We start from the raw sequence: 9474 nt of genomic DNA on the forward strand, positions 1-9474 counted from the left end.
AATTTGATTTCAGAAAATGGAGGTGATGTGGTGAAAACTATAAATAGAATTATGCTTTCAAGTACATTCCTAGCACTTTTTTCGATTTTTGCTATTTTTTCTGTTGCCATAGCCGTCATTTACATCCTCTCCACCGGGAACGGCGGCGGCGGTTTTGATTTGATGGAAAGCGAAATTATTTATGCAGGTTCTATTGTGGAAGAATCAAATACTTCGGATTGGAGAAACCTGAGCAACAATCTTGCAAAGCATGGCTATAACCTGTATGTGACAGACAGCGACGGTGTTGTTTTTTCCTCTTTGGATAACAGTCAAGAAGCGACAACTGAAAACCTGAAAAGACTCAAGCTCAAACAAAATGTTCTGATTGCTTCGGTCAGCGATATGGCAGTCGCGGCGAAATCAGACGGCAATTTTTCTATATATGCTATCAAGGGCTCGCCCTCCCAAGACAATTTTTGGGCTGGTTTCATGTCGCCATTTATAGTTGCTTATTTGATGGTTACCGCTATAATTTTGATACTCAGCCAGCTGTTTATCCGCAAAATGGCATGGCGGGTTTTGCGGCCGTTGAACGCTTTGGAAGGCGGAGCCAACAGGATTAAGAACGGGGACTTTTCACAGCCTATAGAATATGAGGGAGATGATGAGTTTGCCCATGTATGCGCGGCTTTTAACCATATGCAGAAATCTTTGCTCGAAGAACAAGAAAAAAATGCTGCTTATGAGCAGGCCCGCACTGATATGATAGCCGGTATTTCTCACGACCTGCGGACGCCCTTAACCTCAGTGAAAGGCTACATTAAGGGATTGTGCGACGGTGTGGCGAATACGCCGGAAAAACAAGATCAATATCTTTCCATCGCATACCAAAAGGCATGCGATATGGATACACTTTTAGAAAAACTGTTCTTTTTTTCAAAACTGGAAACGGGAAATCTTCCACTGTCGCTTGGCTTTCATGATTTAGGGGATTTCATCCGGCAGTCCTCCGAAGAATTACAGCTTGAACTGGCGGAAAAAGGCGCTGAGCTGACTGTGGACGTGACGCCGGTTTCTCACCCGGTTAAAATAGACCCTGAACAAATGCGCAGGGTGCTTTATAACCTGACAGAGAATGCGCTGCATTATGCAAATGCACACCCTCTAAAATTGCATATTTCCGTGTGGCAGGAATATGATAAGGAACACTTGCTTTTTACCGACAACGGGCAAGGTGTGCCGGAGGATATGCTTTCACACTTGTTTGAACGCTTTTGGCGCGGTGATGAATCCCGCGGCACTCATAACAACGAGGGTAGCGGTCTGGGGCTGTATATCGTAAAATACATTACTCTGGCCCACGGCGGGCATGTGACGGCGAAAAACGGCGGCGGTCTTGCCGTACAAATCACATTGCCCTGCAGGAAGGAGGAAGACAATGAGTAAAATACTAATAATTGAGGATGACCCAGAAATCGCCATGCTGGAAAAAGATTATCTTGAGATAAATGGCTTTGAAACCGAAATTGTAAGCGATGGCAAAACGGCACTAAATGTGCTGCTTGCCAGTCATTTTGATTTGGTGCTTCTTGATTTGATGCTGCCTGGCAAAAGCGGCTATGATATATGCCGTGAAATCAGAGACAAAATAGACATTCCCATACTCATGGTAACAGCCCGTACAGAGTCGGTGGATAAAATTCGCGGGCTTGGTTTAGGGGCGGATGATTATATAGCAAAACCCTTTGACCCGGCTGAGCTTGTTGCAAGGGTAAAAGCCCATTTGAGAAGATATGAGAGATTGACAGGTTCCGGCAGGAGAGGCAATAAAGACGATACAATAATCATATCCGGTTTAAGGATTTCACCCCAAAGCCGGAAAGTGTACAAAGGTGATACCGAAATAAAATTCCCAAACCGGGAGTTCGAGCTTTTGCTCTTTCTGGCCGAAAACCCGAATATCGTTTTTTCAAAGGAACATCTATTTGAAAAGATATGGGGCTTTGATTATATTGGGGATAGCGCCACGGTTACGGTACACATAAACCGCATCCGCGAAAAAATCGAGGATGACCCGTCAAAACCCCAAATCATTGAAACGGTTTGGGGAGCGGGGTACCGGCTTAACAACTGAATAGTAAAGTTAATGGACGCCATATGGAAACTTAACCCTATGGCGTTTTTTATTATTTCTTTGTTGTTTAGAAATTGTTTATCTCTTTTCATCTGTCCGTTTAGGGTGCCGATTTACAATAGAGCTAAATCAGGTTGAAGGAGGTTATGAATTGAAACTAACAATAAAGAATATCAGTAAGAATTATGGAAAAAAGCAAGCCTTAAAGGGTGTGAGCTTTGAGATGGAAAACGGTGTATACGGCCTTTTGGGGCCCAATGGCGCTGGAAAAAGCACTCTTATCCGAATACTGGTCGGAGTTATGGGAGCAAGCGGCGGCGAGGTTTTCATGAATGGGATAAACAGAAAAAGCTGTGACCGCGAATATCGCCGGGCACTGGGCTATCTGCCGCAGTCCCTTGACTTTTATCCAGAATTTTCAGGGCTTGATTATCTCCGCTTTGTGGCAGTACTGAAAGGATTGAAAGAAGATGATGCTGAAAAGAAAATTAAAACTCTGGTAGAACGGGTGGGACTGGCAAATGACCTGCATAGAAAATGTATCAATTATTCAGGAGGCATGAAACGGCGGCTTGGCATCGCACAGGCTCTCTTGAATGACCCTGAAATACTTATACTGGATGAGCCCACAGCAGGCCTTGACCCCCACGAACGCATCAGATTCCGCAATCTTGTTTCGATTTTTTCCCGGGACAGGACGGTGCTGCTCTCCACTCATATTGTTTCCGACATCGATTCCATTGCAAAGAAAACCATTATGATAAAAGGCGGTAAGGTTGGCAGAATGGAAAGCACGCAGAGCTTTGTGGACGCAATAGCCGGCAAGGTCTGGAACGTAAAAATGACGGTAGACGAGCTGGTGTCCTATCAGGACAGTCACATAATCAGCAATGTCCTTCCTATTGGCGACCGTATGGAAGTTCGGGTTGTTTCAGACGAAAAGCCTTCACTTAACGCAATTTCCGTTCCGCCAACCCTTGAGGACGCGTATTTGCATGAATTTCAGTTTGAAGGAGGCATTTCCAAATGAGATTGTTTAAATATGAAATGAGAAAGCTGCTGATAAATAAAAACCGGCTGATACTGCTTAGCGTTTTGTTTGTACTATATGGCTTGATAAGTTTTTTATTATCTGCTGGCGGCGAATTTGAAATAGCGGACAGAGCCCAGGAAAAAGTAGCGTTTACCGAATTTATGGAACTGGTTTCAGAAAACAGCGGAAAGCTTGATCCAGTACAGCTCGAAGAATCGAAAGCGAAAGTTGAAGCCGCCATTGGGGAGTATGGCGAGGGAGAGCCCCTTAATTATCAAATAAATCGAAACCCCCAGCTGAGGTTTCATCGCATCTACACAGCTTTTGGGCAGCAGGTGGCTGACTATCGGACCCGCGTCGAAACCATTCAAGATAAAATTGCAGAGCTCGAAGCATCCGGGCAGACAGACAGCCATGAATACAGACTTTATAAGAAGCAGCTTCAAGCGGAGCTTGCTCACGGCGAACCTGTCTTTGAATATACGAGAGCGTGGAATTTCTTTTTTATAGCCTTTGACGGAATGTTGATTATCCTGATGTTCATGATAGTTTTAACATTTTTCATATCTCCGCTGTTTACGCAGGAAGTCAAAACTGAAATGGATAGCATTGTACTATGTTCTGAAAAAGGTCGCAGGGAGATTGTAACGGCGAAACTCTTAAGCGCGGCATTGACTTCAGCCATCCTCGCCGCCGTATATCTTGGCGGCTGGTTTATTGGAATTTACTTTGGTTGCGGCGATCTTTCCGGTTATGACGCTCCTGTCCGCTGCGTTGGAGCTTTTGAGTCAACCCTGCTGAACACAACCGCAGGAGGTGCAGCCGCCCTATGCTTCATATGGCTTATTCTTGTTTCGGCAGTATTCGGTACTGCACTTGCATTTGTATCATCAAAGATGAAAAATCAAAGCGCTGCGTTCGGGTTGGGAATTGCTATACTTATTGCCGGAATGGCATCCGGCAATCTCGGCAGGATACGCAAAATAGTTTGGCCAATCATGGATTTCAATTTCGGAGCGCTTTCGATGGCAACATCTATATTCGGCGGGTCTAAAATATACAATTTCTTTGGAACTCCTATTTCATATGGTACAGCGGCATTTATGGCATGCATTCTATTAAGCGTGTTAGCTTGCTTATTGACATATTTGGCACAGAGAAAGCGAGGGGTCCTTTGATTTTTAGAAGCACACTTTATAGATGTTATCTTGGCTGAGGTAAATAAAATCTACCGCCAGCGGTTTTTCCACGCAAAATGATGGAGGCCCTTGGAATCCAAGGGCCTTCGTACTATGTTAATTAAGTTCTATACGATATGCACGTTTATTTTCTATCTCCAGGACATCCTCGCAAGGCCTACCCGTAAATTTATAAAACGATATTTTTATCGGCTTGGCAATGATAAGCAGATCATCTGGTGTGCTTGAATAGATTTTGCCCAGATGAGGAAATTTCCCGGGGTATTCTTCAAGGAAAAAAGGATGACTGCTGGGGTGGCCGGAAAGTTCTGCAGCTGCTTCAATCTTCAAATTTCCAATAGCTAAAGCGACATTGGGATTTTTCCCTATTTGCTTAACTTTTTGGCTGTTTTTATTCGTTGAAAACATGATTGTTAAACCGTCGTTAATATGGCACATCATTCGTGCTGTTACCTTGTTATCGGCGCAAGTAGCAAGTACAATATTTATTCCGCCTGAAGCTTTTTTACTACTTCGCTCTGTAGCTCCATGTAATTCAATTCATTCATTTCACTTACCTGCAATTCTTCCGGTTTGAATGTTTCTGTACTCTGCGCTGCATATTGCCTCTATTTTTCAACTGTTTCACTCGCGATCTATAGCTTGTAACAGCAAATCCTTTACAGGAAAATATTACATATTTATTAATATCTATGTGAGCAATACAATAAACTGCTATCGAAAAAACGATACTAGAGCTTTTGCAGTTCTGAGAGAGCGGATAAATTTTGGACAGAACTCAGCAACTCCTGAATATCTTTATATCCTCCCCCTGGAACTGCGTTAACATCAAATCCGAAAAAATGAATCCGCCGGGACCCTTCTAAACAGTTGCCATTAATATTTTTCAGAGCTTTTATAAAACGAATCTGTTCAGCTTTAAATTCTTCCACCGGATAATTGTCCGAGCTGTCTTTAAGAATACCCGTGGGCTTATCTTCACGATCTTCCCTTACGTCTCCGCGATAACCGAAAGTAGCAATACGATCAAGATGTGATAGATCTCCAGTTTCAAGATAGCGGGATATGCGGATACCGTCAGACCATCCGAGTTCCTCTCCCACATACCGCCACCCCCGGGAAAAAAGGTAGCGCAGCATCAAAATACGATACTGATTTTTCTCATGAATCCAGTGATCTTCTTCTCCTAAATAAACTACACGCTTATCTGCCAATAAGTTATCAAGGACAGATAGCTTTTCTATATCTGCATTCATACCGTCCAGATAATCAAACATGACAGCATTCTCACGGGCCCAGCCTATAAACTTTTCAGTTTTATGTTTCGTGCTGAATCTCTTTTGAAGGAAAAAATTCATGATGTTTGATTCCTTAAACATATTCGAATCTCCCGTATCCTGCATTCCTTATGTTTACAATAAAATCCATTATGCTTATATTATAACCGACTTTATTTCTATAAATTACTTACGCTATGCCCTCTGGTAATATAAGGCGGATATGTATTGATAATTTCCGATATAACCTTTCTATCATCAAACAATTCATAATTTGGCGTTGGATTTACTGATATATTATTAAATTCAATAGGAAGTCCGGGAGAGGAATAAAAGCTTGTTCCTGCTTGTAAATGAAAATGAAGATGTGGTTCAGAGCTGTTTCCAGAATTTCCGCATTGCGCTATTCTTTCACCACGCATTACATGCTGGCCGACAGAAACGATAATACTATTTGGTTTCAAATGTGCCAAAAGAGAGTATTCATTTTTACTATGCTGGATAACTATATAATTTCCACGAATATCACGGCCAGAGCAAATCGCTTTTCTATCCGCAGTAATTTTGCTGTCCGGATTTCCATCACCAACTTCAATGACAACTCCATCTGCCGGGGCTAATATATTTTGACCATAGCAGTAAAAGGAACCGGGATTGCTTTCTTTGCCGTCAAAGCTTTTTCCGGCTTTGTTTAAGATGATAAAATCATAGGCATATCGTTGTGTTGGAATTTCCCACGAATGAGAATATTCTTGTATTACTCCGCCGTTAACTACCGTCCACTCTCCATGGAAAGGCAAAGAATATTTAGTGGTGCATAAATAATTATCTTTGTCTGGAAGTTTTCCTTGGTATTTATATTCCAGTGCGATTATCCCACACATCTGTTTAAGTATTTGTTTTATCACAGTAAGGTTAATTAAAAATCACCTTCCTTTTCAGGCTTATTGCTTATCCTTCGTATTATACGAATTATTTTTATACCCATTTACCATCAAATTTTCATTATGGCAGACTGGATAACTACCCAAGCAACTGTTCGTAATAAGCTATTATGCCAAGAATGCCACCTGCTACAGCCCCTATTGCAGTACCTGTCAAAATAAATATTGGGTTGTCAAAAAATTGTTTTATCTTTTTTACCATGTGCCACCTCTTAATATAATAATCTTGATCACATATTATGCTCATAATCGATAAAGTAATCAATTCGCGAGCAAGGTCAGAGGTTCCCAGAAGTCCTATCCGTTCAACCGCTACAACTATAAATTGTGCCCGACTATATTTTATCATATAAAATAAGGGAGACCAACCACAGCCTCCCTTGTCTGTAAATCTGAGCTCTGATCAGGGGTGAGATTCTAAGTTACAACTGATCCCATATTGACGAACATAATTTGACCTGAGATAGCAGAAGCATCGTCAGAGGCCAACAAGACATAGGTCGGCCAGTTCAAATGGCTGTCCCGGCCTTCCCAACGGTACATCGGTACCAAAGGTGGCCGTTTCCTCCGCGGTAAATGCCGCATACAATCATTATGCAACCTCCTGCTTTTTTAAGAAATATTCTATTAAACCAATTTGTCTGAAATTGCTACTTTATGTAGAAATATAGATTATATAAATAATTTTACACATATTATTAATTTAATGAGTTAATAACAAGTAAAGTTAAAGTTAAAATAAAAAGCGGCTACGCCGCTAGGAATCTCCAAGTATAAATGTAAAAGTTGTTAAGCCCCTTGGTGTATTCTCAACATATATGTTGCCACCCAGCCGCTCTATCGACGCTTTGGCAATTGCCAAACCGAGACCATAACCGCCGTTTTCTGCTGTACGTGATGGATCAGCTCTGTAAAACCTGTCAAATATTTTCGGCAAATCTTCTTCCGCGATAGTCTTACCTCTATTTTGGACAGAGCACAGAACGCGGTGTTTATCTCTTCTTAATGACACGCTAATTTTGCCGTTCGCATCCGAATATTTAATAGCGTTATCAAATAAAATCATAAATATCTTTTTCACAATTTCCATTTCGCTATTGATTATAATGCCAGGCTCTATGGACTGTGAAAATGACAATCCCCTTTCCTTTGCCAATGCTTCCATTGATAATATAACCTCGCCGATAACCTCGCTTATATTAAAAGGTGACTTTATCACCTGGACATTCGCATTTTCCATTCTGGCCAGTGAAAGAAGATCGTTGATTAGCTTTGCCATTCTGTCAGTGCCGATTTTCATGTAATCAAGCCATCGGTGCTGACCCGGATTGTTTCGTCCTGATTGGATAAGAGCGCATCATAATTTGCTATTATAATCGAAAGCGGAGTTTTTAATTCGTGTGAAGCGTCGGCAATAAACTGCCGCTGCTTTTCCCAAGCTGAGATAACTGGTCGCATGGAACGGTTGGCAAAATAGAGGCTTATAAGAAAGATGACTGCCAGCATGGCAAGGCCCACAATTATAAAGGTAATCAATAGATCACGCAGGGTCTTTTGTGTGTCAGTAATGTCTAAAAATGAGATTTGATAGCTGTCGCCGGACGTATTTGTAACAGAGCTCCCATCCTCATATATCTGCGTTACGCTCACTGGGATAACGGAATACAGCCAGATGTGCCCTCCCATGATGATTGCCGATTGCCCGCCTTTTTTCCAAGCGGCTCCAGCGGCTTCGGAATAACTCTCTTCCGGCATGTCAATTATGGTGTCAATATCGATGATGACGCCGTTCTTATCCACAAATATGGTGAAAGAAGGCGTATAGTCAGATGAAACCATACTGACTATTTGGCCCTGTTCCCGCTTATTTGATAAATATCCATCCTGCGGCGTGTACGGCTGCTCAAGAGGTCTTTCGGAAGAAATTGTAAATGATTTTGCCATGCCGCTCAGCTTTCTTTGGTTTTCGTTTTGGATATTATTATATGTGGTCAGGTATACCGCACCGAACGCGACAATCATAACAAGGGAAGTAACCGCCATGTTTAGAAAAAGAAACCGATTGCGCAATTTCTTAAACATTTACTTCACATCCTCCCCGGTAACCAGTGTATAACCCGCCCCCCGTATTGTACGTATCATACTCCCGGACTGAATTTCCGACAGCTTTTTTCTCAGCTGAATATTCCAGAGCAAGTTACACTATCTGACCGGTGTAAGGAAACCGCAGTTCCGTCATAATGGAAACCATGATTCCGCTACTGGAAACCGTGCGGTATTTAACTTTATAATGTATAAATGCACCATGGGTGTAAATACATTAAAAGGAGGTCAATTACATGACCAAATACCGTGAAATCCTTAGACTACACAGTCTGAGGTTCAGCCAACAGAACATTGCCTATAGTTGCAATGTATCCAAGAAAACTGTCAACCGTATAGTTAAAAGAGCCAGAGAATTGAACATATCCTGGCCTCTTGATGACAGCCAGACAGATGTTTTACTTGCCGAGTTATTATTTAATAAAGGCAATAAAGACACCCCTCAAAAACGAATGCCGGATTTTCCATATATCCGGAAAGAGCTGCTTAAAAACGGTGTCAGTAAAAAACTCTTATGGACTGAATACATGGAGAGTTGCCGATTAAACGGTGAAGAACCGCTCATGTATTCTCAATTCTGCTATTACATCCAACAGGATGAGCAGAAACGACGTGCTACTATGCATATCAACCGTAAACCTGGAGAACAGGTTGAGGTTGACTGGGCAGGAGATCTCGCTCATATTACCGACCCTGATACCGGAGAAATCATCAATGCATATATTTTCGTTGGTGTTATGACATACAGCCAGTATGCCTATGTAGAAGCATTTATCAATGAAAAACAGCGAGCATGGATAAC

Annotated in this window: 10 protein-coding genes and 1 pseudogene; 5 read left to right on the forward strand and 6 right to left on the reverse strand. The window is 42.0% G+C overall.

The annotated features are described in order from the left end of the window. Window positions 1–30: 30 nt before the first annotated feature. The 4 genes from OXPF_RS12555 (at window position 31) to OXPF_RS12570 (ending at window position 4327) form a co-directional block, all read left to right on the forward strand. Complete coding sequence (locus OXPF_RS12555) at window positions 31–1428, forward strand: sensor histidine kinase (RefSeq protein ID WP_054875548.1); 1398 nt, start codon at window positions 31–33, stop codon at window positions 1426–1428. Continuing rightward, entirely contained in the window at window positions 1421–2116 is a 696-nt protein-coding gene (locus tag OXPF_RS12560; RefSeq protein WP_054875549.1) for a response regulator transcription factor, read from the forward strand. Before OXPF_RS12555 ends, OXPF_RS12560 begins: the two co-directional genes overlap by 8 nt. A gap of 151 nt (window positions 2117–2267) precedes the next feature. Next, window positions 2268–3146, forward strand: coding sequence for an ATP-binding cassette domain-containing protein (locus tag OXPF_RS12565; RefSeq protein ID WP_054875550.1), 879 nt, complete (start codon window positions 2268–2270; stop codon window positions 3144–3146). Continuing rightward, window positions 3143–4327 (forward strand): ABC transporter permease family protein, encoded by a 1185-nt coding sequence (locus tag OXPF_RS12570; protein ID WP_054875551.1) that lies wholly within the window; start codon window positions 3143–3145, stop codon window positions 4325–4327. Before OXPF_RS12565 ends, OXPF_RS12570 begins: the two co-directional genes overlap by 4 nt. A gap of 117 nt (window positions 4328–4444) precedes the next feature. On the opposite strand, the gene OXPF_RS12575 is transcribed toward OXPF_RS12570, so the two are convergent. The 6 genes from OXPF_RS12575 to OXPF_RS23130 all read right to left on the reverse strand — a co-directional run bounded on the left by OXPF_RS12575 (window position 4445) and on the right by OXPF_RS23130 (window position 8651). After that, window positions 4445–4888 carry a pyridoxamine 5'-phosphate oxidase family protein gene (locus tag OXPF_RS12575; RefSeq protein ID WP_341442462.1) on the reverse strand — a complete coding sequence of 148 codons (444 nt, stop codon included), beginning with the start codon at window positions 4886–4888 and terminating at the stop codon, window positions 4445–4447. Window positions 4889–5079: 191 nt separating this feature from the next. Continuing rightward, the gene (locus tag OXPF_RS12580) at window positions 5080–5727 is read right to left on the reverse strand and encodes a TraB/GumN family protein (RefSeq protein ID WP_054875553.1); all 648 of its coding nucleotides are present in this window, start codon (window positions 5725–5727) and stop codon (window positions 5080–5082) included. 77 nt (window positions 5728–5804) lie between these two features. Further along, the gene (locus OXPF_RS12585; RefSeq protein ID WP_242854401.1) at window positions 5805–6533 is read right to left on the reverse strand and encodes a M23 family metallopeptidase; all 729 of its coding nucleotides are present in this window, start codon (window positions 6531–6533) and stop codon (window positions 5805–5807) included. Between the two features lie 115 nt (window positions 6534–6648). After that, entirely contained in the window at window positions 6649–6918 is a 270-nt protein-coding gene (locus OXPF_RS22505; protein WP_054875555.1) for a hypothetical protein, read from the reverse strand. A gap of 408 nt (window positions 6919–7326) precedes the next feature. After that, entirely contained in the window at window positions 7327–7869 is a 543-nt protein-coding gene (locus OXPF_RS23125) for a sensor histidine kinase (RefSeq protein ID WP_242854402.1), read from the reverse strand. Next, window positions 7866–8651, reverse strand: coding sequence for a histidine kinase dimerization/phospho-acceptor domain-containing protein (locus tag OXPF_RS23130; protein ID WP_242854403.1), 786 nt, complete (start codon window positions 8649–8651; stop codon window positions 7866–7868). The genes OXPF_RS23125 and OXPF_RS23130 overlap by 4 nt, the downstream gene beginning before the upstream one ends. Before the next feature lie 257 nt (window positions 8652–8908). Between OXPF_RS23130 and OXPF_RS12600 the strand changes: the two are divergent. Further along, window positions 8909–9474 (forward strand): annotated as a pseudogene (locus OXPF_RS12600) (IS21 family transposase); the annotation flags it as partial.

Source organism: Oxobacter pfennigii (assembly GCF_001317355.1).
GTDB lineage: Bacteria > Bacillota > Clostridia > Clostridiales > Oxobacteraceae > Oxobacter > Oxobacter pfennigii.

Bases quoted from the DNA above. Each gene is read 5' to 3' on its own strand.
- OXPF_RS12560 (WP_054875549.1), top strand. From the start codon at position 1,421: ATGAGTAAAATACTAATAATTGAGGATGACCCAGAAATCGCCATGCTG.
- OXPF_RS22505 (WP_054875555.1), bottom strand. From the start codon at position 6,918: ATGATAAAATATAGTCGGGCACAATTTATAGTTGTAGCGGTTGAACGG.
- OXPF_RS23130 (WP_242854403.1), bottom strand. From the start codon at position 8,651: ATGTTTAAGAAATTGCGCAATCGGTTTCTTTTTCTAAACATGGCGGTT.
- OXPF_RS23125 (WP_242854402.1), bottom strand. From the start codon at position 7,869: ATGAAAATCGGCACTGACAGAATGGCAAAGCTAATCAACGATCTTCTT.
- OXPF_RS12580 (WP_054875553.1), bottom strand. From the start codon at position 5,727: ATGTTTAAGGAATCAAACATCATGAATTTTTTCCTTCAAAAGAGATTC.
- OXPF_RS12570 (WP_054875551.1), top strand. From the start codon at position 3,143: ATGAGATTGTTTAAATATGAAATGAGAAAGCTGCTGATAAATAAAAAC.